This is a genomic window from Sphingomonas sp. BL-S-28 (genome assembly GCF_055521515.1).
Genome location: NZ_CM145483.1, coordinates 582666 through 605325, shown reverse-complemented (window position 1 = coordinate 605325; position 22660 = coordinate 582666). Strand labels below are relative to the sequence as shown.

Below are 22660 nucleotides of genomic sequence, written 5' to 3'. Positions count from 1 at the left end.
TTTGCTGCCGTATTGCCCCGTTGCCCGCGTTGACCGCGGATGCCCCTTCCGTCTCCACCAGCGCCTTTGGTCGTCTGCCGGAGACAGGTCGATCTTAGCGAGGAACCTTCGCGTGATCCCACGAAAGATGGCACTTTTTTCACACAGTTTTGATAGATGTCATCGCAGATTTCAGGTTTCGCGCAGCAATCGTGCGCCTTGAGTATTACTGGCGTCAGTTTCTGACGTGAACATCGTATACTGATTCGGAAATGCAGTGCAGCATCGCCCTTCGCGTGTTCAGGAACGTCATGATTCCGTTCCGAAAGTTTCGATTCCTGCGCATAAAACTGTCATGGCGCCGGATTTCACCATCATATCCGCGAAATCGCCCGATATGATCGGGGAACCTGCGCGGGCCTTTCTGTTAGTCTGATCGTGCTAGGCCGGGGCGTTCGCCCCCTTTCAAGGCTTGGCATCATGGGGTCGATCACGTGGTTCCGATCGCTTGAGGTTCGCCTGCGGACCTTGGCCGGGGCCTATCCGCAAAAGCCTATCCACCAACAGGGAATCGCCGAATGTCCGTCGCCGTCAGAATCAAGCATGCCCTCGTCCTTGGAGCCGCCGCCACCGGCATGATCGCCCTTATGCCGGCCACCGTGGCCGTGGCGGCGCCGGTGCGCGTGGCAGCTTCGCCTGACGGCGCGCTGATGCCGGTTTCCTACGATGCCGAAAAGGGCAAGGTGCTGCTGGTCCTGCCGCCGGCGGACGCTGACGGCGTGGCCGGGCGATACTTGTTCACGCAGGCGATCAAGACCGGGCTGGGTTCGGCCGATATCCGCATCGATCGCGGCATGCAGGGCGATACCAAGGTGCTGGCCTTCCGCCGCATGGGCAACAAGGTGGCCGCCGTCTTCGAAAACCCGCGCTTCCGTGCGAGCGGCGATGCCGAAGTGAACAAGGGTGCGCGCGGCAGCTTTCCGTTCAGCACCGTCGCCATGCTCGATGTGGTGGGCGATGCGGCGGCGGGCGGATCGGTGACGGTGGACGTGACGCCGTTGCTGATGGCCGACGCGATGGACCTGGCCGGGGCGCTGGCAGAGGGCGGCAAGGGCTACAAACTGTCCGACAAGCTGAGCGCGGTCGATCCGGCGACGATCAAGGTCTTTCCCAAGAACGTCGAGCTGGAAACCGTGCAGACCTTCACGGCGGATACGGCGGGCCGGGAGCTGGAGATCATCGCGCCGGATGGGCGGATGGTCAGCTTCACCGTCCACTCCTCGATCATCGCGCTGCCCGATCCGGGCTTCGTCCCGCGCCGCTTCGACATTCGCTCCGGATCGCATGCGACGCAGATCTACGATTTCGGCACGCCGCTGGGCAGTCCGGTGCTGGTCGAATACGCCAATCATTTCCGACTGGAGAAGGTCGATCCCTCCGCTGCGCGATCGCGCGTGAAGAAGCCGATCGTCTATTACATAGACAGCGCCGCCCCCGAACCGATCCGCAGCGCTCTGGCCGATGGCGTGCGTTGGTGGGCCGATGCCTTTGACGCGGCGGGCTTCATCGATGCCTTCAAAGTGGAGATCCTGCCGCCCGGCGCCGATCCGCAGGACGTGCGCTACAACATGGTCAACTGGGCGGACCGGCAGAACCGCAGTTGGTCCTACGGCGGCGGCGTGATCGATCCGCGAACGGGGGAAATCATCAAGGGCAATGTCGTGCTGGGCGCGCTGCGCGTACGGCAGGACGTGGCGATCTTCGAGGGGCTGGTCGGCGCCGCGCAGGACAATACCGGCTCTGGCAACGATCCGGTGGAAGTGTCGCTCGCCCGCATCCGCCAGCTTGGCGCGCATGAAGTCGGCCACTCGCTGGGCTTCGTGCACAACTTCATGGCGAGCCTGCAGAACCGCGCCTCGGTGATGGATTACCCCGGACCGATGGTGAAGATCGCAGACGGCAAGCTCGACCTGTCCGACGCTTATGCCAAGGGCATCGGCACCTGGGACAAGTTCACGATCGATTGGCTCTACGGCCAGCCCGCGCCGGGGGGCGATGCCGATACGGCAGCCGCGGCCAAGGCCGATGCGGCCTACAAGGCGGGCATGCTCTACGGCACCGATATCGATGGGCGCGCGGCCGATCTGGGCCTGCCGGGGGTGAACATGTGGACCGAAGGGCAGGATACGCCTGAGGATCTTGCCCATACGATGGAAGTGCGCCGCATCGCGCTCGGCACGTTCGGTCCGGCCGTGCTCCATGCGGGTGAGCCGCTTGCGGAACTGCGCCGGAAATTCGTGCCGATCTGGCTGTTCCACCGCTATTCGATCGACGCCACGGGCAAGCTGGTCGGCGGCGTTCGCTACGACTACGCCGTGGCGGGCGAGGGCCGGCCGGCCCCAACGGCGGTTCCGGCCGGCGAACAACTGGCTGCCATCGATGCGCTGGTGGGCACGCTTTCGGAAAAGGAACTGACGGTTCCCGCCCCGGTCGCCATGATGCTCTCCAGCGGCACCAGCGCGCGGCCCGATGTGCAGGCGACGCGGGAAGTGTTCCAGAGCGCCGGTTCGGCCGTGTTCGATCCACTGGTGGCGGCGGACGTTGCCGCGCAGATCACGCTGGATAGCCTGCTGGCGCCCGCCCGCCTCACGCGCCTGCATATCCAGCATGGCTATGACGCTGGACAGCCCGGCGTGGGCACCTTGCTGGACAAGCTGCGCCCCGTGATCGCCGCGCATTCCGGCACCGTTGGCCGCCGCATTTCGCAGCGCACGATCCTGGCCATTGCCGGGGCCGCCCGCGATCCGTCGACGCCGGCCGATGTCGCCGCCGAACTGGAGGGCTTCCTCAGCGAAATCGGCAAGAACTTCGGCAAAGCCTCCGCCAATGCCGACGACGGCTATTGGCAGCGCTCGATCGCCGCCATCCTCGGCGATCCGCAGCGTCTGGCGGCCGAACTGGAGAAGGGCCGCCGTCCCCGTCCCGCAATTCCTGCAGGCATGCCGATCGGCGGCGAGACAGGTTGGTTCGACGAACCGGTGGATTGAGACATAATATTGCAATCGGCGGTTTGATTTTGGAGAAGATCGGCTAGCATGGCATCGAAAAACGGCAAAAGGTCGCAATCAGCCATGGATAATTCGCACGGCCATAGTGCCTTGCATGGGGCGGGTGACGCCCATGCAAGGCACCACCATCAATTGGACGAAACAGACTACCGGCTGATGCGCGCGCTGGTGACAGAGGGGCGCGCATCGGACGTCTGCCTGGGCGAAAAAGTCCACCTGTCCAGCACCGCCGTCGCCCGGCGGCGCAAGATTCTGGAGGAGTCGGGCTATGTCACTCACTATTCCGCCAATCTGGACGTGCGCGCGCTGGGATACGGCACGCTCGTGGTCGTCTCCATCGAACTCATGTCGCAGGCCGAGAATGTCCTGCAGGACTTCGAACGGGCGGTGCTCCAGAGCCCGTCCATGCGGTTCTGCGCCTTCGTGACCGGCGATACCGACTTCCTGATGATCCTCAACGTCCAGTCGCTGGAGGATTACGACACGATCTATCGCAAGGAACTGTCCTGCCTGCCGCACGTGGCGCGCATCCGCAGCAGCTTCGTGCTGCGGGAAGTGGCCAACCGGCAGATCGCCCCGGCTATCCTCAAGCAGGGGCGTTGATGGGCTGAACTGACGGGGCAACTTTGTCGCGATCGGTCAAGTCCTGCCGATTGCGCCTGCGCCACCATGGCCGCACGCGCAATCGAAGGAGTAGGGCATGTCGGCCGACGAAGGCACCGTCACCATGGATATCAGCGACGTCGAATGGCGTCTTGGCCACAAGGTGGGCGGCGGGGAGCTGTGGGAACCCTGCAACAAGACCGATATCCGCCGCTGGGTCATGGCGATGGACTATGTGAACCCGCTGCACTGGGACCAGCGTTTCGCGCAGCAGACCAAGTTCGGCGACATCATCGCGCCGCAGTCGATCTGCGTCGCGCTCGATTATGGGCATGGCAACAATCAGGCCTGCGTCGGCCGGATCGAGGGCCAGCACATGATTTTCGGCGGCGAGGAGTGGTGGTGGTACGGCACCCATGTCCGCCCCGGCGACCATCTCAGCCATGAGCGGATCTTCACCGGCTACAAGCTGACCGATACCCGCTTCGCCGGCCCCACGCTGTTTCAGCGCGGCGACACGATCCATCGCAACCAGCGCGGCGATCTGATCGCCAAATCCTGCCCCACGGTGATCCGCTATCTGGCGAAGGAGGCGGAAAAGCGCGGCATGTATGCCTCCAGCGCCGGCGCGCCGCGCAAGTGGACGGCGGCCGAACTGGACGAGATCGACAAAATCCGCCGCGACTGGTTCCTCTCCAACCGCGAGGGCAAGTCACCGCATTTCGAGGAAGTGGCGGTGGGGCAGAAACTGCCGCGCCGCGTGATCGGGCCGCACTCGATCGCCAGCTTCACCACCGAATATCGCGCCTTCATCTTCAACATCTGGGGCAGCTTTTACTGGCAGGGGGTCGAGGGCGTTCCCGATTGCTGGGTCAATCAGGACATGGGCTGGATCGAAGGCTTCTCGTTCGACGAAGTGGGCGCGATGACCGATCCGCGCCTGCGCGATGGGCTCTACCTCGGCCCCTCGCGCGGGCACATCGACGATGGCCGTGCCAGCGAGATCGGGATGCACCGCGCCTATGGCTACGGCGCGACGATGGCGGCCTGGAATACCGACTACCTGGCGTTCTGGGCCGGGCATGACGGCATGGTCCGCCACGCCAAGAGCGAGTTCCGAGGGCCGGCCTTCGAGGGCGACGTCACTTATATCGAGGGCGAGGTCGTGGAGAAGATCGAGAATTCCGAATGGGGCTTCCCGGTCGTGCGGATCGAGGTGCGGATGACCGATCAGGACGGCAAGACCGTCGTCACTTCGGTCAACGAGGTGCAATTGCCCTACTGATTGGAGCGCTGCTGCGGGCATCGCTGGGGCGAATGCTCTGGGGTCGCGCATTTTGTCCGGATCGGTCAAGTTTTTGCCGCGTCGGCGCGCCGATGCAGAGCATGCTGCCGCGTGAGTCCGGCGCATAGGAGAGGTCCAGATGGTTTGCCCGCAATCGATGCGCAGGGCTGCGGTGTTCGCGCCGGATGCCGTTGAAGCGAGCGCGGAGCCTGCCCAATGAAGGCGATGCGCCTTACAAACGGGCGGTTGGAACTGGTCGACCTGCCCTCCGTATCGCTCCGGCCCGGCGAGGTCCGGGTTCGCATGCATGGCGCCTCGGTGAACTTTCGCGATGGTCTGGTAATCGGCGGCGTGTTTCCCGCTGCGCCCGGACTGATCCCGCTGTCGGATGCGGCGGGCGAAGTGGTGGAAGTGGCAGAGGGCGTCACCGAGCTTGCCCCCGGCGACCGGGTGATAAGCCTGTTCCATCCCAACTGGCGTGACGGCCATGTCGACCGCGCGGAACTGAACAATTCGCCGGGCGGCCCGGCCGATGGCTTTGCCTGCGATGAGGCGGTGCGGCCGGCATCGCACTTTACGCGTGCGCCGGGCAATCTCTCGCTGGTGGAGGCCGCCAGCCTGCCTTGCGCGGCGGTTACCGCGTGGCGGGCAGTGGTCACTGACGGACGCGTCAGTCCCGGGCAGCATGTGCTGGTGCAGGGCACGGGCGGCGTATCGCTGTTCGCGCTGCAGTTCGCCAAGGCGGCCGGCGCGACGGTCATCGCCATTGGATCGACCCCGGAAAAGCGCGAACGTCTGATGGAACTGGGCGCGGATCACGTGATCGACCGGCTCGCCGTGCCCGATTGGGGCGATGCTGTGCTGGAACTGACGGGTGGGCTCGGCGCCGAGCATGTGATCGAGGTGGGCGGCCCGAACACGCTGGCCCAAAGCTTACGCGCGGCGCGGACCGGCGCGCATGTCGCGATCATCGGTGCGGTTGCGGGGTTCGATGTCGATACCATGCCTTTTGCCGTGGTGCAGGCCAAGCGCCTGTGCCTGCAGGCTGTCACTGTGGGCAGCCGGCGCGATCAGATCGAGATGGTCCGCGCGATCGAGGCGCATGACCTGCATCCGGCGATAGACCGCGTGTTCCCGCTCCACGGCCTGCAGGACGCCATCGCGCACATGCGATCGGGCCAGCAGATCGGCAAGATTTGCATCGAAATGTGAAATTCGGACCTGAAGCCGAAAACGAGAGAGGACGCATGACCCCAGAAATCCAGACCCTTCTCGATCGCGAGGCGATCCGGGATTGCATCGCCCGCCTCGCGCGCGGCGAGGACCGGCGCAGCGCGGACCTGATCCGGTCGTGCTGGTGGCCGGAGGCTCGGTTCGACTATGGGGTCCACGCCGGCGATTTCGGAACCTATCTCGCCTGGGTGGTGCCCGGCGCCGATGCGATCAAGGACACGCAGCACCTGATCGGCCAGTCGGTGATCCTGCTCGACGGCGATAGCGCGCGCGTCGAAAGCCATGTCTTTTCCTATCACCGCATCGATATGGGTAGCGGAGATCGCGATACCTGCATCGGCGGGCGCTATCTCGACACGTTCGAGAAGCGCGATGGCGAATGGCGCATCGCAGACCGCGTGATGCTCTACGATTGGGAGCAGGACTGGGGCGCCGCTGCGGACTGGGCGAAGGGCGTGATGGGCTATCCCTTCACGGCGGAGCATTTCCCGGGGCGGGCGAAGGGCGATTTCAGCGAGCGCTGGTTCGCCGGAGAGACGGCATGACCGCGCCGCTGGCCGGTAAGGTCGCGCTGGTAACCGGCGCCAGTCGGGGGATCGGCAAGGGGATCGCTCTGGTCCTCGCCGAACAGGGCGCGACCGTCTACGTCACCGGGCGCACGGTGCGGGAGGGCGACTACTACTTGCCCGGTACCGTGGGCGGCACCGCAGCCGAATGCGACACGCGCGGCGCGGAGAGCGGCGGACGCGGCATTGCCGTCGCCTGCGATCATAGTGACGATGCGGCCGTGGCCGCGCTGTTCGAACGGATCGCGGCCGAGCAGGGCCGGCTCGACATCCTTGTCAACAATGCCTTCTCGCTCTCCGACGATCTGCTGGAGCCCAAGGGGTTTTGGGAAAAGCCGCTTTCCAATCTGGAGATGTGGGATGTGGGCGTGCGCTCCAACTATGTGGCGGCGTGGCACGCGGCGCAGATCATGGCGCCGCAGAAATCGGGGCTGATCGTCGCGATTTCGGGCTTTGCGGCAGTCACTTACACCTATGGCGTGATCTTCGGCACCTCCAAGTCCGCGGTGGACCGCATGGCGCGCGACATGGCGATCGAGCTTGAGCCGCACGGCGTTGCCTCCCTGACGCTGTGGCAGGGGCTGACCCTGACCGAAAAGGCCAAGGACAACCTTGCCAAGATGGGCGACCGGATGACCACCTCGATCACCCAGATGCACGGCAGCAGCGTGGAGCATCCCGGCCGCGTGATCGCCGCGCTGGCCGCCGATCCCGAGGTGATGAAGCGTTCGGGCGGAGAGTTCGTCACCGCCGAACTGGCGCAGGAATACGGGCTTACCGATGTGGACGGGCAAGTGATCCAGTCCGCCCGCGCCACGCGCGGATCGCCGATCTGGAAACCGATTGCGGAGGTGAACTATCGTGGCAAGTGAAGCCGCACAGGACCGCGCGGCGCGTCTGGACGCGCTGCTGGACAAGCAGGACATCCACGAATGCCTCGCCCGCTTTTCGCGGGGAATGGATCGGTTCGACCGGGACGTCTACCTCTCCGCCTTCTGGGACGATGCCGAGATGGCGGCCGGGCCTTTCGTGGGCTCCGCGGCGGATTGCTGGGACTGGGCGGTGCCGATGCACGAGGCGGGGCAGATCCTGACCCATCACGCTTTGCTGCAGACCACGATCGACCTCGATGGCGACAGCGCGCATAGCGAGACCTATTACCAGTTCGTCGGCCGCAATCGGGATGAAAGCCTGTGGATCGCGGGCGGCCGCTATATCGACCGGTTGGAGCGGCGCGGCGGCGAGTGGAAGATCGCGCTGCGCACCAATGTGATCGAATGGGGCTGCCTGCCCCCGCCGATGCCGATCCCCTTCGCGGATGTGCCCGATATCGCGCTGAACGGGGTTTCCAGCCGCAGCCGGGACGATCCTTCGTATCAGCGCCCGCTCGTCAACCGGCGCGCGCCGCAGAACCCCGCGAAGGTTTGAACGAGATGGCGCGCCTTTCGGATGGCCTCTTGGGCAAGGTTGCAGTCGTCACCGGCGCCACGCGCGGCATCGGCAAGGGCGTCGCCTGCACGCTCGCAGAGCATGGGGCGACCGTCTACGTCACCGGCCGGACCACCGGCGCAGGCCAGCACCCTCTGCCGGGCACGCTGGCCGAAACGGTGGCGGAGGTGAACGCTCGCGGTGGCCGAGGCGTCGCCGTGGCGCTCGACCTGAAGGATGACGCCCAGATCGCGGCTCTGTTCGAACAGGTGCGCCGTGACGAGGGGCGGCTCGATCTGCTGGTCAACAACGCCATGGCCATTCCCGATGCCATGACCCGGCGCGAAGGTTTCTGGGAAAAGCCGCTCGGCGAATGGGAGATCTGGGATATCGGCATGCGCGCCGCCTATATCGCCGCCTGGCACGCGGCACGGATCATGGTGCCGCAGGGCTCGGGCCTGATCGCCGCGCTGTCCGGCTATGTGGGCGTGACCTATACCTACGACGTGGTGTTCGGCACTACCAAGACCGCGACCGACCGGATGATGCGCGACATGGGGCATGAACTGCGCGATACCGGCGTGAGCGCCGTCTCGCTCTGGCAGGGGTTCACATATACGGAGCGGGCGACGGAGAACCTGAAGGCAGTTCCCGGCATGGCCGCCCAGCTGGGCAGCGCGAATGGCTCCTCGCCGGAGTTTCCCGGCCGGATCATCGCCGCGCTGGCCATGGACCCGGCAATCAAGGCGCGATCCGGCGGCACCTTCATCAATGCCGAACTCGCGGCCGAATATGGCGTGACCGACAAGGACGGCCGCACGATCCCCTCCCTGCGGGAAACGCGCGGAAGCCCGCTGTGGTCGGCGGGCGACACCACCTGGAACCGGGCCGAGGAGTATGGCGGGTAACGAACCAGCCTCCGAACCCTTACAGGCGCGGCTGCTGCGGCATTTTCCCAGGCTGGTTCGCAGCCTGGGCGCCGATCCGGCGCCGCTGCTGGCCGGTGTGGGGCTGGATGCAGCCGATTGCGACCGGGTAGGCGCGGCGACTTGTCATCAGTGGGTGGCCCTGCTCGAACGTGCGGCGGCGGTGCTGGGCAAGCCGGATTTCGGCCTGCTGCTGGCCCGCCAACAGGGCGATTCCGATGTGTTCGGGCCGCTGGGCGCGGTAATGCGCAATTCGCGGACTTTGGGCGATGCGCTGAAATATGTCGCCACGCACAATGCCGCGCACAGCCTGGCGGTGCGCGTTTGGATGGGGCGATCGGCATCGGGTGCGCACGTTTTCATGGGGCACGAACTGCTGGGTGAGGACTTGCCCAATCGCAGCCAGGCGATCGAGCAGGCGCTGCTGGCCGGACACTTGGGCGCTGTGGGTTTGACCGGGGGCAGGGCGCGGGTTCGCCGCGTTCATTTCCGGCACGAGGCACTGTCGCCGCGCGCGACCTATCGCCGGCACTTCGGCTGCGACGTCCATTTCTGCCAGAACGAGGACGGCGTGGTCTTCACGCTGGACGATCTGGCCCGGCCCATCGTCGCGGCCGATGCCGAGGCGCTGGGCGAAGTGGTTCGCCACGTGAACCAGCAGTTCGACCGCAAACGCCCGCCGTTTCATGCCCAGGTACGCGGCGTGATCATGCAACTGCTGTGGACGGGGAACTGTGCGAATGACGATGTGGCCCGCCAACTGGGCCTTCATCCCCGCACCTTGCATCGCCGATTGCACGAGGAAAACTGCGCATTTCAGGAGATCAAGGACGAAGTCCGGCGTGATTTCATGCTCTATTACTTGCGGCGGACGGACATGCGTTTTTCCCGGATTTCGGAGAAACTGGGCTTTGCCGAACAGTCCGTGATGTCCCGCTTCGCGCGCGCCGCGTTCGGCGCCTCCCCGCGCGAAATCCGGCGCGCGGGAGATGGCGCCGGCTTGCAATCCGGCCAATTCAGGGGCTAAGGGAAGGCCATTCGCAAGGACCCGGTGAAATTCCGGGTGGCTATTCCGGCCGCCGATCCGCCGGACAACGCACTTCGCAAGCCTTGATGCCATACCGCGCCGACCGCGGCGGCCTTGCGATTTTCGCGGACCTCCCTGACTCATGAATGCACCCTCTTTCGCTCGCTATCGCGCCGAGTGGTACGGCGGCCCCGGCGCTGCCCTGCGCGACCTTCTTGCCGGCCTGGTGGCGACCTTCGCCTTGATCCCGGAGGTTATTGCCTTCTCTTTCGTGGCCGGCGTCGATCCCCAGGTCGGCCTCTTCGCTTCGTTCGTGATCGGCATCGTCATCGCCATTACCGGCGGCCGCCCGGCGATGATCTCGGGCGCGGCGGGATCGGTGGCGCTGGTCGTCGGCGCGCTGGTTCATGCCCACGGGCTGCAATATCTGCTCGCCGCCACGGTATTGGGGGGATTGCTGCAGGTCGTATTCGGCCTGCTGCGGCTGGACGTGTTGCTGCGGTTCGTTTCGCGGTCGGTGCGCACCGGCTTCGTCAATGCTCTGGCGATTATGATCTTTTCCGCGCAAGTGCCGCAAATGCTGGGCGTTACTTGGCATACCTACGCCATGATCGCGCTGGGTCTGGCGATCATCTACCTTGCCCCGCGCATTACCAAAGCTATCCCGTCTCCGCTGATCTGCATCGTCGTGCTGACCGGCATCGCGATGGCCTTCCCGATGCCGCTCCACACTGTGTCGGATTTGGGGAAGCTGCCATCTTCGCTGCCATCCTTCGCGCTGCCGGTCGTGCCGCTGGACTGGGCGACCCTGCAGGTGATCGCCCCCTATTCGCTGGCGATCGCGGCGGTGGGCCTGCTGGAATCGATGATGACGGCCAGCGTCGTCGATGACTTGACCGAGACGACCAGTTCCAAGGCGCGCGAATGCACCGGGCTTGGCCTTGCCAACATCGCCGCGGGCCTGTTCGGCGGCATCGCCGGATGCGGGATGATCGGGCAGACCGTGGGCAACGTCCGTTATGGCGGGCGCGGGCGGCTGTCGACGATGGCGGCCGGGGTGTTCCTGCTGGTGGTGCTGGTGCCGCTGCGGCCATGGGTCGCGCAGGTGCCGGTGGCGGCGCTGGTGGCGATCATGGTCATGGTTTCGGTCAGCACGTTCTCATGGGGATCGCTGCGCGATCTGGGCCGCCATCCCAAGGTTTCCGGTGCGGTTATGCTGGCGACCGTGGTGGTCACCGTCGCCACGCACGATCTTGCTGCCGGCGTGGTCGTGGGCGTGCTGCTGAGCGGGGTGTTCTTCGCGTTCAAGGTTACGCGGCTGATGGACGTCTCGGCCAGCTACGATGCCGCCAGCGACACGCGCATCTATAGGGTTTCCGGGCAGATCTTCTTCGCCAGTGCAGACATTTTTGCCGATCGTTTCGATCTTTCAGACAGCGCCCGCCGCGTGCAGATCGATCTGACCGATGCGCACTTGTGGGACATTACCGCCGTCGGCGCGCTGGACAATGTGATGGCCAAGCTGCGCCGCCATGGCATTGCCGTAGAGCTTTTAGGGCTGAACGAGGCGAGCGCCATATTGGTCGATCGCCACGCCCCGCTGGTTCGCGGAGAGCCGGTATCGGCCTGATTTCGCAGAAGCGGACCTCAGATGTGACAGGGAATGCCGCAAGGCGCGGCGGCGTTCAGGCCGCCGCGCGAAGCGTCACCGGGATCGATTTGTAGGCCGGCGTCCCGCTGGCGGGGTCGTGATCGGAGAGCGGGACGAGGCAGTTCGCCTCCGGATAATAGGCCGCCAGCGATCCGCGCGCGATGGCGTGGGCGATGATCGTGAAGCCGCGCAGCACCGAGCCACTAGCAGATTCCACGTCCACCACGTCGCCATGGGCAAGGCCCATTTGCGACAGGTCCACCGCATTGGCGAAGATCACGTCTCGCCGTCCGGTCACGCCGCGGTAGCGATCGTCCAGCGTGTAGATCGTAGTGTTGTACTGGTCGTGACTGCGGATGGTGGTTAGCAGCAGCCGGGCGGCCCCGCGCTCATCGACATGCGGCGCAGCAAGGAACTGCGCCTTGCCGCTGGGCGTGTTCCACACCCGCTTGTCCGGCGCGATCGTCAGGCGGAATCCGCCGGGTTCGCGCACGCGCCGGTTGAAATCGCGGAAATCGGGATAGACCGCCTCGATCTTGTCGCGAATGCGGTCGTAGTCGGCGACCAGCGCGTCCCAATCGACCTTGCTAGCCGGCATCGTCGCTTTTGCCAGCCCGGCGACGATGGCCAGTTCGGAGCGCACTTCCGGCCCCGGCGCGGGCAGCTTCCCGCGCGAGGCGTGCACCATCGACATGCTATCCTCCACCGTCACCCATTGCGGGCGATCGTTCTGAAGATCCAGTTCGGTGCGGCCTAGGCAGGGCAGGACCAGCGTCTCTTTCGCGGTGAGCAGGCAGGTGCGGTTGAACTTGGTGAGAATGCTGACCGAAAGGTCCAGGCTCCGTACGGCGGCAAAGCAGGTTTCCGGATCGGGCATGGCGACGGCAAGGTTGCCGCCCAGCGAGATCAGCGCTTTCGATTGGCCGGCATGCATGGCCTGCAGCGCTTCCACCGCATTGTGCCCGTGCTTGCGCGGGCTATCGATGCCGAAAGCGGCATCCAGCCGCTGGAGCATGGCTTCGGCGGGAATTTCGGTGATCCCCACGGTACGGTCGCCCTGCACATTGCTGTGGCCGCGCAACGGGCAAATGCCGGCGCCCTGCCGCCCGAAATGGCCGCGCAGCAGCAACAGATTGGCAATGGCCTGCACGTTCTGGGTGCCGTGGCGGTGCTGGGTGATGCCCATGCCGTAGCAGACGATCACGCGCTCTGCGCGCATGTAGACCCCGGCCATTTCCTCTATGGCATCGCGAGTGAGGCCGCTGGACCCCTCGATCCATTCCCACGAGGTGGCGTCCAGATCGGCGCGCAGCGTTTCCAGCCCCTCGGTATGTTCGGCGATGAAGGCATGGTCCAGCGCATCGGCCGCGATCACCAGCTTCATCATGCCTTTCAGCATGGCCAGATCGCCGCCGATCTTCACCTGATGATAGGCCGAGGCGAGCGGCGTCGCATGGCCCGGGCGCAGCATTTCCGTGGGATGCTGGGGCGACTTGAACCTTTCCAGACCGCGTTCGCGCATCGGATTGGCGACCACGATCGGGACCCCGCGCTTGGACGCTGCGGCGAGCGTGGACAGCATCCGCGGGTGATTGGTGCCCGGGTTGTGGCCGATGCAGAAGATCGCATTGGCATGGTCGAAATCTTCCAGCGTCACTGTGCCCTTGCCGACGCCGATGGACTTGGGCAGGCCAACGCTGGTCGCCTCGTGACACATGTTCGAACAGTCGGGGAAGTTGTTCGTCCCGAACTCACGCGCGAAAAGCTGATAGAGGAAGGCGGATTCGTTGGAGGCGCGGCCGGAGCAGTAGAATTCCGCCTCGTCCGGATGGGCGAGCGCGCGCATGGCTGCGCCGGCGCGCGAGAATGCTTCGTCCCACGTAACCGGTACGAAGCGATCGCTCTCGGCGTCATAACGCAGTGGGTGGGTCAGGCGGCCGGCATCTTCCAACTGATGATCGCTCCACTGCCACAGTTCGGATACCGTGTGACGGGCGAAGAAATCCGGATCGACCCGCTTGACGGTGGCTTCCCAGGTAACCGCCTTGGCGCCGTTTTCGCAGAATTCGAAAGAAGACGTGTGCTTGGGATCGGGCCAGGCGCAGCCGGGGCAGTCGAACCCGTCGGGCTGGTTCATTTCCAGCAGCGCGCGGGTGTGGGTGCTGGCTTTCATCTGCTCTCGCACAGCGCGGGCGACGGCGCCCAGCGCACCCCATCCGCCAGCGGGGCCGGAATAATCGCCCACGCCCTCGACAGTCTGACCAGCCGGAATCGCTTCGTCTGTCGTTTCTGCCATGAATCAGCGTCCTTGCGGAAAACGGCCGGGGGGTGGCCGTCTGCCGCACTATAGCACTGCGATCCTGCGAAGCCATTGCCCACGCGGCCATTTTTCGCCCGATCGAGCGGGATCCACAGGCGACGACCAGCGCCAGGAAATTTCGCCAGAGGCACCCTTTTGCAGGAAAGATTCGCCCTCTGCGGCGTTTCCCAATTGGAGCACGATGCAGCGACTGTCGGGCTGCCTGAGCGGCCCGTTCCGCTGCGCCGCAATTCGAGGAGAGCAGCGATGAACAGACGCGATTCAGACCCTCGCAACGGTCAACCCGGCGGCAGCGCCGAAGGACGCTGGGACGTGCCGCGCCAACCCGGCCAGTGGCAGGATGACACGGGCCGCCAGGCCGGCGGTTTTCGCGATCCGGAGGAAGAGGCCCGCGCGGCTGCTCGCCAGCGAGAGGCCGAGGAGGCGGAACGCCGGCAGGAGGGGCGGGAGCCGCTCTACCCGACGCACAATTTCGATGCTTCGGGCGGCAACAGCTTCGCCGACTTCACCAGTGAGGATTACGGTGGCCGCGATTTTTCGGCACCGCGCGGCATGTATGGCGGGGGAATGCACCCCAGCAACAGTTACCGCCCGACGTTCAGCTTCCGCCGCGACGACTATGGCGATTGGCGCGAATATGGCGAACGGCGGGGATTCCTGCGGCGCGCCGGCGACGAAATCGCCAGCTGGTTCGGCGATCATGAGGCCGCCCACCGGCGCGAGGAGGACCACCGGCAGGACCATCGCGGCAGAGGACCGAGCGACTACACCCGGTCGGACGAACGCATTCGCGAGGATGTGAACGACGATCTGACCCGCGACTGGCAACTGGACGCCAGCCACGTCCGGGTTTCGGTAAACGACGCGGAAGTAACGCTGGACGGGCTGGTCCACTCCCGAGAGGACAAGCGCCGCGCCGAAGACATCGCCGATCACGTTTCCGGCGTGCGCCACGTGCAGAACAACTTGCGCGTGGACCCGGCCGCGAGCCTTGGCCGCGATACGGTGTCAGGCCTCTGACGGGCCTGCCGGCCGGTCGGGGAGAGCGGACATCGGGCTTCCCGACCGGCTAGTCCGGCCCTGTACTATAGCGACAGGCGCCGGGTGATGCCGATTGCGTCCAGAAACGCTTCGTCGTGGCTGACGACCAGCAGCGCCCCGTCATAGGCGCGCACCCCCGCTTCGACTGCGGCGATGGAGTCGAGATCGAGGTGATTGGTCGGTTCGTCCAGCATCAGCAGCGGCGGGGGGCGGGTGCCCCCCAGCACGCATGCAAGCGCCGCGCGCAGGGTCTGGCCGCCGGACAGAGTGCCGACCATCCGATCCGCCGCCGCCGCGCGGAACTGGAAGCGGGCCAGCGCGGCGCGGCGGGCGTTTTCGTCCATGGCCGACCGGGAATAGGGGTTCAGCCGGGCGAAGTTCTGTTCGATGGTTTCGGCCGGATCGAGCAGGGACAGGCGCTGGTCGAGGAAGGCGAAAGGCACCAGCGCCTGTGCCGTGCCCGACCACGGCGTCAGGCGTCCGGCGATCAGCGCCAGCAGGGTGGATTTGCCGGTGCCGTTCGGGCCGGTGATCGCCACGCGTTCGGGCCCGGTGAGCGTGAAGGTCAGCCCCCGCAGCAGCGGCGCCCCCGGCGCATGGCCGAAATGGAGATCGCGCGCTTTCACCACTTGCCGTTCGGCGGGCAGTCCGGTGCAGGCCAGCGAGACCGAAAGCGTTTCCAGCCGTTCGACCTTGCCCTTGGCCGCATCCAGCGCCAGCGCGGCGTCGGCTTCCAGCCGATCCGCAAGGCGGGCATTCTCTCCGCCGGATTTCTCGGCGCGATCCCGGCGCATGCCGATGAGGATGCGCGGCATGTCGCCTTTTGCGGCCTTGCGACTGCCTGCAGCATCGCGGCGCTGCTGGCGTTCGACCGCGACTTGCGCCTTGCGGCGGACTTCGCCGATGCGCCGTTCCGCCACGGCAAGGTCTGCATCGGCAGCGGCAAGTTCCACGGCCTTGCGCGCACGATAGGCGCTCCAGTTGCCGCCATAGCGGGCAGTGCCCAGCGTGGTCATTTCGACGATGGCGTCCATCGCTTCCAACAGTTCGCGGTCATGGCTGACGACTACGGCGCCGGCGCGCCAGCCTGCCAGCAGATCCCGCACGGCGCGGCGGCCTTCGCGGTCGAGATCGTTGGTGGGTTCGTCCAGCAGCAGGAAATCGGGCTGCGCGAAGACCGCGCCCGCCAGCGCGACGCGGGTGCGCTGGCCGCCGGAAAGCGTGACGAGGCGCGTGTCCGGCACCATGTCCAGCCCCACTTGCGCCAGCGCCTCCGCCATGCGGGCCTCCAGTGTCCAGTCGGCATCGGCAAGCTCGTCCAGGGTGGCGGTGCCGGCCTCGGCGCGCTTCAGCACGGCAAGCGCGGGGGCCACATCCATCAGGTCGGCAATGGTTTCGGTGGGCGAGACCTGCACGATCTGGCGCATGGTGCCCACGGTGCCGGTGCGGACGATCCGCCCGCGCTCCGGCTCCAGCGCGCCGGACAGCAGGCGCAGCAGCGTGGACTTGCCCACGCCGTTACGGCCGACGATTCCGGCGCGTTCGCGCGCGAAATCGACGGAAAGGTGCGAAAGGACGGTTTGGCCGTCGGGCGTGGACCAGGAGACATCGGTCACGGAAAGCGAGTGCGAGGAGACGGAAGACACGAGGCAAGGTTTCCCTGAAGGCAAGGCAAGAGGCAGCGTGGCAGCTGCAGCGTTGCGGTCAGGGGCGGATCACATCGTTTCGAATCGCTCGTTTGAATTATTGAATGACTGTTCCATTAAATTTATACGGATCTGATGGCAAGACCCAGAACCTTCGATCTGGACGCAGCGCTGGATGCGGCCATCGCGGTGTTTCGGGAGCATGGCTACGAAGGGACATCCGCGCAGATGCTGGTTTCGGCCATGGGGATCGGGCGGCAGAGCCTCTACGATACCTTCGGCGACAAGTGGCAGCTCTACCAGCTGGTGCTCCGCCGCCACGTCCTGGCCGAAGGACTGGCGCATCGCAGGGCTCTGCAAACCGGGCCGCGGGCGGTGGACGGCATTGCGGCAATGGTGGCGCGGGTGGTGCGCGAGGCGGAGGTGGCCTGCCTTGGCGTCGGTTCCATTGCGGAATTCGGCTGTTCCAACCGGGACATCAACGCCATCAACGCGGCGGCCGACCGGGCCCTGCGCGCGGCCATCGTCTCGCAGATCCGGCAGGCGCAAGTCGAAGGCGATCTGGCCGGCAGTGTCGATCCCGACGCTGTGGCGGCCTACCTTGTCGCCAGCTTCGGCGGCATCCGGCTGGCCGCGCGCGGCGGAGCCGATGCGGTGCAGCTCGAAAGCCTTGGCGCGATGGTCATGCGGGCCTTGCAGTGACGATTGGCCGGTCGATGCGGGGGGCGCCTTTTCCGCTGAAATACGTCTTGCGACTGCAAATTACGGATTCTTCAGAATGCGGCGATCTTCGGGCAATGTTCCGGGGCGCAGCAGCGTAGGCAGCGACCGATCCCCGGCCGTTGTTGCCGCAGCGGCCCAATCCCGGCCGCCCGTGCCACGCAGCTGACCATACCGAGACCGCCATGCGCGAAGTTCGTTCCCTGATTGCCGCCCTGTCCCTTCTGGCGCTTGCCCCCACTGCCGCGTCTGCCACCGTTCAGGCTGCCGATGCGGCGGGCGCCGATCCCAACATCGAGCAGATCCACGCCCTTGCCGCCGGCGGTCACGTCGATCAGGCATTGACCATGATGAACCGGGTGCTGAAAGACCACCCGAACAGCGCCAAGGCCCATTACGTGGAGGCGGAACTCTACGCCCGCGAAAGCAGGATGGCGCAGGGCCGCGGCGAGCTTGCCAAGGCGGAGCAGATTTCGCCGGGCCTGCCCTTTGCGGACGTCTATTCGGTGGCGGAACTAAACCGGCAGCTCTCGCTGGGGCCTTCGTTGGCACCGGCCCAGCCGGTGGACATGAAGGCGGCCGGAATGCCCCGGCATGTGCCATGGGGGCCGATCGCGGTTCTGGCGGCACTCGCCTTCGCGGCATTCCTGCTGTTTCGTCGGCGATCCGCCCCGGCGCTGCAGACGGTGGCGCCGAGCCCGTGGGCGGGAGGGATGAATGCGGGCGGCTTGAATACAGGCGGCATGGGGTCTGGCCTGCTGGGCAATCTGGCCAGCGGGGCCGCCATGGGGGCGGGCTTCGCGGCGGGTGAGGAAGTGATCGACCGGATGTTCGGCGGCGGCGAACGCCGCGAGGGAAGACCAGCCGACAGCGGCTTCGGCGCGGGCTTTACGGGCACCAATCAGGATATGGGCGGAAGCGATTTCGGGATCGCCGACGACGGTTCGTGGGATGACAATTCCACGGACGGCGGCTGGTAGGCTCGGGCGAGCCGATACCCGATTGATCCATTCGGCGGCAGGCAAGGTCTGCCGTCATCGCCTATCGCCACACCTTTGCCTGGCGGGGCAAGGAAGGAACAGCCTTGAAATCGACGAAACCAGCCCGGCCGGTGCGCGCCGGAACGCGGATGTTGCTGGCGGGAATTGCCCTCGGCGCTCTGCTTGCCGTGCCCGCACAGGCGCAGGACGTATCGGGCAAGCCGGACGATCTGAAGATCGGCGGGAACCGTATTTCCGTGGGCGTGGGCGTGGCGGCAACACCGACCTACATCGGTTCGGATACCTCCACCATCGTGCCGACCGCAGCGATCCAGGGGCAAGTTTCCGGCATCAGCTTCAACACGCAGGGCACCGCGATCTACATCGATGCCATCCCCTCCAGCGGCAAGCCGGAGTGGAAGCTGGAAGCCGGCCCGCTGGCGGCGCTGCGGCTGGACCGGTCGAACAAGGTGGGCGACGTTGCCGTGCGTGCGCTGGGCCGGCTGGACAAGGCCGTGGAACTGGGCGGATCGCTGGGCCTGCAGCGGACGGGGGTGATCACCAGCCCTTACGATACGCTGTCGTTCAGCCTGTCCTACCAGCATGACGTGGCGGGCGCCCATTCCAGCTACATTGCCAGTCCGGAGATCGATTACGATACGCCGCTTTCCGAACATGCCTTCGTGTCGTTCTCCGCCTCGGCCGATTACGTGGGGGCGGGGTTCGGCAACTATTACTATTCGGTGGATCAGGCCGGCAGTCTTGCCAGCGGCCTTCCGGTCTACGACAAGGCGGACAGGGCCGGCTGGAAGGACTGGAATCTCAGCATGATGGCGGTGCATTCGATTTCGGGCAACCTGCTGCACGGCATGGGCCTGTTCGTGACCGGCGGCTACCAGCGCCTGCTGGGCGTCTATGCGCGATCGCCCATCGTCGCCGATGTCGGCAGCGCGAACCAGTGGAGCGGGGCCATCGGCGTGGAGTACACTTTCCGATGAAGCGGGCCGTTCTGGCATTGGCCCTGCTGGCGCCGCCGCTGATCCTGTCCGGCTGCCTTGATCGCAACCGCACGCCGCAATCCCGGATCTACTACCACGGGCCGAAAAGCGATCACTTCGACGGCGCGCACTTCTTCAATCCGGAAGGAGAGGACGGCAGCGGCGGCGCCCAGCGCGACGGGCCGGGCACGTTCCTGCGCATCGCCGAGGGCAGGGGCGGCCATCACACCTGGCCCGCCTCCGTTCCGGTAGAGCAGACCGTTCCTGCGCGCCGCATCGATGGAGCGCAGATGGTCGTCACCTGGATCGGCCACGCGACGACGCTGGTGCAGACGCAAGGGATCAACATCCTGATCGACCCGGTCTGGGCCCACCGCGATTCCCCCGTGCAGTTCGCCGGGCCGGTCCGGGTGCGCAAGCCGGGCGTGAAGCTGCGGGACCTGCCGAAGATCGACCTGGTGCTGATCAGCCACAACCACTACGACCATCTCGATGTAACGGCGTTGAAGAAGATCTACAGCCGCGATCACCCGATGATCGTCACCGGGCTGGGCAACGACACCGTGCTGGCCGATCACGATATCAAGTCCACGGCGGGGGACTGGGGCCAGTCCTTCGCATTCCGTCCCGGCATCGATGTGGAGATCACCCGCGCCCACCACTGGAGCGCGCGCTGGTATGACGATCGGGACCGCGCGCTGTGGTGCGGTTTCCGTGTCACTTTACCGTCGGGCGGCGATCTCTACTATGCGGGGGACACGGGCGACGGACAGATGATATGGGCCCATCAGGCCGAACAGGACGATCGCCCGATCCGCCTCGCGATCCTGCCCATTGCGCCTTACAAGCTGACCGAACAGAAAACCGGCAACCACATCGATCCCGATGGCGCGGTGACGGCGTTTGGCATCCTCCATCCCGGCTGGGCGCTGGGCGTGCACTGGGGCACTTTCGAACTGGGCGAGGAGGCGGTGGACGATGCGCCGAAACGCCTTGCCGCCGCCGCGGCGCGGCAGGGCTTGGCGGCGGACCGGTTCCGCACACTCGACGCCGGGCAGTCCTGGGAAATTCCGGTCCTGCCGGCGATGTCGGGCCAGGGAGCGGCCAAGTGATTCTATAAAGGAACTCAGCCCGGCCTCGCGGATTACCGTGCGGTCCGTCATGAGGTTTAGTTCATGCGTGTTCCTGCCATCGCCCTGTTCAGCATTGCCCTCCTGCCCACGGCGGCATGGGCGCAAGATCGCGACTACTGCCCGGATCGTCCCGGCATCGGCACGCCGGCCTGCACGATGTCGCCCGGGCAGTCCTCGCTGGAAATGGGCGTGGGGGACTGGACGCTGGACAAGGACGATACCCAGCGGACCGACACCTTCACGGTGGGCGATGCGCTGCTGCGCTATGGCGTTGCCGATCATGCCGAAGTGCAGGTGGGCTGGTCGATGGTGGGTTTCGCCCGCACGCGGGACAAGCTGACCGGGGCGATCCAGCACCAGACCGGCACCGGCGACGTCACGCTGGCGCTGCGCCGCAATCTGGCCAATCCGGACGGATCGGGCTTTTCCATCGCGGTGATGCCCTATGTCTCGCTGCCGGTGGGCACCGATCCGCTTGGCGCGGGGGACTGGGGCACGGGCGCGCTGGTGCCGATGTCCTACGAATTGTCCGACCGCTGGAGCCTTGCCAGCACCACCGAAGTGGACGCCGCCGTCGATGGCGACGGCCATGGCCGCCATTTCGCCGTGGCGGAGACGGTGGGCGCCTCGTTTGCGTTCAACGACAAGCTTTCGGCCAGCGCGGAATATCAGGTGCTGGCCGATCATGACCCCGCAGGGCACAGTGTGCAGCATCTGTCCGGCCTGTCGCTTGCCTGGCAACCGCGCGACAACATGCAGTTCGACCTGGGCGCCAATGCCGGGCTCGACCGGGATGCCGACGATCTGGAAGTCTACCTCGGCGTGTCCCGGCGGTTCTGAAGCGGAAGTTCATCGACACGAAAGCTCTGGAGGCGCACCAGAGGCGACGTGGGTGCGCATCGAAGGAGAGCAACCATGATTCGCCAGATGATCGCGATAGCCGCCGCAGCGGGAATGCTCGCTGCGACACCCATTTTGGCGGCCAGTTCCTGCCGGGATTCGCACGGCAAATTCATCAAGTGTCCGGCGACCACCGCGAAGGCCACGACCACCGGCGTGACCAAGGGCAAGGACGGCAAGTGCCGCTACACGGCCGGCCCGAACAAGGGCAAGTTCGCCAAGTGCCCCTGATTTCCTGAATTCACCCGATATTCGCAGGGCCTGGGCGGGATCGTCCGGGCCCTCGATTTTATGAAGTGAAGGCGTTCTGTCAGCCGGATGCTTGCAGGTCAGCGTTGGCGGCGCGGGCGTGCCATGCGTCGTAAGCCTGCTGCGCGGCATCCGCTAGTGGAAGGCCGGGGCCGTCTATTGAAAGAATGACAGCCTTGCGCCGAAACCATGGTCCCCATGGACGTGGTTCTTCCGGAAAGAAGCGCCTGGGATCGGCCAGTTCCAGTACGAGGTTGATGCCCCTGCTGGAACTGGAAACGCTTATGGAGGTGATGTCATCCCACCGCAAGTAGTCCGGCTGCTGTCTTGGGAATCCGATACCGTTGGAGCCCACAATGGCAAGCGGCGAGCCCCATCCCCGGAGCTGTTGGGTAAATTGTTTCATCAACACAGAGCTCGGCAAGATGGCGCAAATCGCGAACCCGATCATGCCGCTGCCCAATTTGAAGTCTCCCGCGAATATCAGGGTCAACCCAGAGACCCACGCGAAAACTCCCAGCACCGTTATGGCGGTTGCGACGGGTAACATCAGCGTAAGTACAGGCAGTGCGTACCATTGCCGCTTGAACGCTTTCCCCTCGGCCGTTCGCCATGCCTCCCGCCTTCGTATTGCCCCGGTATCCTGGGGGCGCAACATGACCCATGCGCCCCAAATGGCAAATGCGATCGTGTGGATCAGGATGATGCAGGCGAAGATAGTGGCCTGCAAGTCGGCGGTCTGTCGCCTAGGCGACACGACATCTGCTATGACCATGATCAGAAATGCGAAAGGTACCACCGCCGCTACCGCTACGGCGGCGCCGATGATTTTTCGCAGGACAGTCATTATCGTCACAGTTGCTCTCGCCTCCGCCCGATTCCGGAAGTAGGGCGGAAAAGCTAAGCA

The 22660-nt window shown here is 65.5% G+C and carries 20 protein-coding genes and 1 other annotated feature; of the genes, 17 read left to right on the top strand and 3 right to left on the bottom strand.

What is annotated here, in order from left to right:
* Positions 1-557: 557 nt before the first annotated feature.
* From ACZ1JC_RS02565 to ACZ1JC_RS02520, 10 genes are all read left to right on the top strand, one after another.
* Positions 558-3026 (top strand): zinc-dependent metalloprotease, encoded by a 2469-nt coding sequence (locus ACZ1JC_RS02565; protein ID WP_465139465.1) that lies wholly within the window; start codon positions 558-560, stop codon positions 3024-3026.
* Positions 3027-3074: 48 nt separating this feature from the next.
* Positions 3075-3650, top strand: coding sequence for an Lrp/AsnC family transcriptional regulator (locus ACZ1JC_RS02560; protein WP_465139466.1), 576 nt, complete (start codon positions 3075-3077; stop codon positions 3648-3650).
* 97 nt (positions 3651-3747) lie between these two features.
* Positions 3748-4935 (top strand): FAS1-like dehydratase domain-containing protein, encoded by a 1188-nt coding sequence (locus tag ACZ1JC_RS02555; protein WP_465139467.1) that lies wholly within the window; start codon positions 3748-3750, stop codon positions 4933-4935.
* A 216-nt stretch (positions 4936-5151) separates the two neighbouring features.
* The gene (locus tag ACZ1JC_RS02550; protein ID WP_465139468.1) at positions 5152-6147 is read left to right on the top strand and encodes a zinc-dependent alcohol dehydrogenase family protein; all 996 of its coding nucleotides are present in this window, start codon (positions 5152-5154) and stop codon (positions 6145-6147) included.
* Positions 6148-6182: 35 nt separating this feature from the next.
* The gene (locus ACZ1JC_RS02545; protein WP_465139469.1) at positions 6183-6713 is read left to right on the top strand and encodes a nuclear transport factor 2 family protein; all 531 of its coding nucleotides are present in this window, start codon (positions 6183-6185) and stop codon (positions 6711-6713) included.
* The gene (locus tag ACZ1JC_RS02540; RefSeq protein ID WP_465139470.1) at positions 6710-7606 is read left to right on the top strand and encodes an SDR family NAD(P)-dependent oxidoreductase; all 897 of its coding nucleotides are present in this window, start codon (positions 6710-6712) and stop codon (positions 7604-7606) included. Before ACZ1JC_RS02545 ends, ACZ1JC_RS02540 begins: the two co-directional genes overlap by 4 nt.
* Positions 7596-8162 carry a nuclear transport factor 2 family protein gene (locus ACZ1JC_RS02535; protein WP_465139471.1) on the top strand — a complete coding sequence of 189 codons (567 nt, stop codon included), beginning with the start codon at positions 7596-7598 and terminating at the stop codon, positions 8160-8162. The genes ACZ1JC_RS02540 and ACZ1JC_RS02535 overlap by 11 nt, the downstream gene beginning before the upstream one ends.
* Before the next feature lie 5 nt (positions 8163-8167).
* The gene (locus tag ACZ1JC_RS02530) at positions 8168-9070 is read left to right on the top strand and encodes an SDR family NAD(P)-dependent oxidoreductase (protein ID WP_465139472.1); all 903 of its coding nucleotides are present in this window, start codon (positions 8168-8170) and stop codon (positions 9068-9070) included.
* Positions 9060-10115, top strand: a complete 1056-nt coding sequence (locus ACZ1JC_RS02525; RefSeq protein ID WP_465139473.1) for an AraC family transcriptional regulator — start codon at positions 9060-9062, stop codon at positions 10113-10115. The genes ACZ1JC_RS02530 and ACZ1JC_RS02525 overlap by 11 nt, the downstream gene beginning before the upstream one ends.
* Positions 10116-10129: 14 nt before the next feature.
* Positions 10130-10185, top strand: a sequence feature (sul1 is cis-regulatory element that is thought to sense ions involved in sulfur or methionine metabolism; They are found in Alphaproteobacteria).
* A 72-nt stretch (positions 10186-10257) separates the two neighbouring features.
* On the top strand, positions 10258-11745 hold the full coding sequence (locus tag ACZ1JC_RS02520; RefSeq protein ID WP_465139474.1) for a SulP family inorganic anion transporter: 1488 nt from the start codon (positions 10258-10260) through the stop codon (positions 11743-11745).
* Positions 11746-11800: 55 nt separating this feature from the next.
* Here the strand turns inward: ACZ1JC_RS02520 and ACZ1JC_RS02515 are convergent, their stop codons facing one another.
* Complete coding sequence (locus ACZ1JC_RS02515) at positions 11801-14062, bottom strand: FdhF/YdeP family oxidoreductase (protein ID WP_465139475.1); 2262 nt, start codon at positions 14060-14062, stop codon at positions 11801-11803.
* A gap of 270 nt (positions 14063-14332) precedes the next feature.
* On the opposite strand from ACZ1JC_RS02515, the gene ACZ1JC_RS02510 reads away from it, so the two are divergent.
* Positions 14333-15106, top strand: a complete 774-nt coding sequence (locus ACZ1JC_RS02510; RefSeq protein ID WP_465139476.1) for a BON domain-containing protein — start codon at positions 14333-14335, stop codon at positions 15104-15106.
* 65 nt (positions 15107-15171) lie between these two features.
* On the opposite strand, the gene ACZ1JC_RS02505 is transcribed toward ACZ1JC_RS02510, so the two are convergent.
* On the bottom strand, positions 15172-16773 hold the full coding sequence (locus tag ACZ1JC_RS02505) for an ABC-F family ATP-binding cassette domain-containing protein (protein WP_465139477.1): 1602 nt from the start codon (positions 16771-16773) through the stop codon (positions 15172-15174).
* Positions 16774-16908: 135 nt separating this feature from the next.
* Between ACZ1JC_RS02505 and ACZ1JC_RS02500 the strand changes: the two genes are divergently transcribed.
* The 6 genes from ACZ1JC_RS02500 (at position 16909) to ACZ1JC_RS02475 (ending at position 21735) form a co-directional block, all read left to right on the top strand.
* On the top strand, positions 16909-17475 hold the full coding sequence (locus ACZ1JC_RS02500) for a TetR/AcrR family transcriptional regulator (protein ID WP_465139478.1): 567 nt from the start codon (positions 16909-16911) through the stop codon (positions 17473-17475).
* 203 nt (positions 17476-17678) lie between these two features.
* The gene (locus ACZ1JC_RS02495; RefSeq protein WP_465139479.1) at positions 17679-18473 is read left to right on the top strand and encodes a tetratricopeptide repeat protein; all 795 of its coding nucleotides are present in this window, start codon (positions 17679-17681) and stop codon (positions 18471-18473) included.
* A 104-nt stretch (positions 18474-18577) separates the two neighbouring features.
* Positions 18578-19471, top strand: a complete 894-nt coding sequence (locus ACZ1JC_RS02490; RefSeq protein WP_465139480.1) for a MipA/OmpV family protein — start codon at positions 18578-18580, stop codon at positions 19469-19471.
* Positions 19468-20583 (top strand): MBL fold metallo-hydrolase, encoded by a 1116-nt coding sequence (locus ACZ1JC_RS02485; protein ID WP_465139481.1) that lies wholly within the window; start codon positions 19468-19470, stop codon positions 20581-20583. The genes ACZ1JC_RS02490 and ACZ1JC_RS02485 overlap by 4 nt, the downstream gene beginning before the upstream one ends.
* 63 nt (positions 20584-20646) lie before the next feature.
* On the top strand, positions 20647-21444 hold the full coding sequence (locus ACZ1JC_RS02480; protein ID WP_465139482.1) for a transporter: 798 nt from the start codon (positions 20647-20649) through the stop codon (positions 21442-21444).
* Positions 21445-21519: 75 nt separating this feature from the next.
* Positions 21520-21735 carry a hypothetical protein gene (locus tag ACZ1JC_RS02475; RefSeq protein ID WP_465139483.1) on the top strand — a complete coding sequence of 72 codons (216 nt, stop codon included), beginning with the start codon at positions 21520-21522 and terminating at the stop codon, positions 21733-21735.
* Positions 21736-21814: 79 nt separating this feature from the next.
* Here the strand turns inward: ACZ1JC_RS02475 and ACZ1JC_RS02470 are convergent, their stop codons facing one another.
* Positions 21815-22609: a hypothetical protein gene (locus ACZ1JC_RS02470; protein ID WP_465139484.1), complete on the bottom strand. Its 795-nt coding sequence runs from the start codon at positions 22607-22609 to the stop codon at positions 21815-21817.
* Positions 22610-22660: the final 51 nt, after the last annotated feature.

What these genes read in the sequence shown, in the direction of transcription:
- ACZ1JC_RS02485 (WP_465139481.1), top strand. Translation starts at nt 19,468, where the DNA reads ATGAAGCGGGCCGTTCTGGCATTGGCCCTGCTGGCGCCGCCGCTGATC.
- ACZ1JC_RS02560 (WP_465139466.1), top strand. Translation starts at nt 3,075, where the DNA reads ATGGCATCGAAAAACGGCAAAAGGTCGCAATCAGCCATGGATAATTCG.
- ACZ1JC_RS02565 (WP_465139465.1), top strand. Translation starts at nt 558, where the DNA reads ATGTCCGTCGCCGTCAGAATCAAGCATGCCCTCGTCCTTGGAGCCGCC.
- ACZ1JC_RS02475 (WP_465139483.1), top strand. Translation starts at nt 21,520, where the DNA reads ATGATTCGCCAGATGATCGCGATAGCCGCCGCAGCGGGAATGCTCGCT.
- ACZ1JC_RS02480 (WP_465139482.1), top strand. Translation starts at nt 20,647, where the DNA reads ATGCGTGTTCCTGCCATCGCCCTGTTCAGCATTGCCCTCCTGCCCACG.
- ACZ1JC_RS02515 (WP_465139475.1), bottom strand. Translation starts at nt 14,062, where the DNA reads ATGGCAGAAACGACAGACGAAGCGATTCCGGCTGGTCAGACTGTCGAG.
- ACZ1JC_RS02555 (WP_465139467.1), top strand. Translation starts at nt 3,748, where the DNA reads ATGTCGGCCGACGAAGGCACCGTCACCATGGATATCAGCGACGTCGAA.
- ACZ1JC_RS02510 (WP_465139476.1), top strand. Translation starts at nt 14,333, where the DNA reads ATGAACAGACGCGATTCAGACCCTCGCAACGGTCAACCCGGCGGCAGC.
- ACZ1JC_RS02540 (WP_465139470.1), top strand. Translation starts at nt 6,710, where the DNA reads ATGACCGCGCCGCTGGCCGGTAAGGTCGCGCTGGTAACCGGCGCCAGT.
- ACZ1JC_RS02545 (WP_465139469.1), top strand. Translation starts at nt 6,183, where the DNA reads ATGACCCCAGAAATCCAGACCCTTCTCGATCGCGAGGCGATCCGGGAT.
- ACZ1JC_RS02525 (WP_465139473.1), top strand. Translation starts at nt 9,060, where the DNA reads ATGGCGGGTAACGAACCAGCCTCCGAACCCTTACAGGCGCGGCTGCTG.
- ACZ1JC_RS02500 (WP_465139478.1), top strand. Translation starts at nt 16,909, where the DNA reads ATGGCAAGACCCAGAACCTTCGATCTGGACGCAGCGCTGGATGCGGCC.
- ACZ1JC_RS02520 (WP_465139474.1), top strand. Translation starts at nt 10,258, where the DNA reads ATGAATGCACCCTCTTTCGCTCGCTATCGCGCCGAGTGGTACGGCGGC.
- ACZ1JC_RS02530 (WP_465139472.1), top strand. Translation starts at nt 8,168, where the DNA reads ATGGCGCGCCTTTCGGATGGCCTCTTGGGCAAGGTTGCAGTCGTCACC.
- ACZ1JC_RS02550 (WP_465139468.1), top strand. Translation starts at nt 5,152, where the DNA reads ATGAAGGCGATGCGCCTTACAAACGGGCGGTTGGAACTGGTCGACCTG.
- ACZ1JC_RS02495 (WP_465139479.1), top strand. Translation starts at nt 17,679, where the DNA reads ATGCGCGAAGTTCGTTCCCTGATTGCCGCCCTGTCCCTTCTGGCGCTT.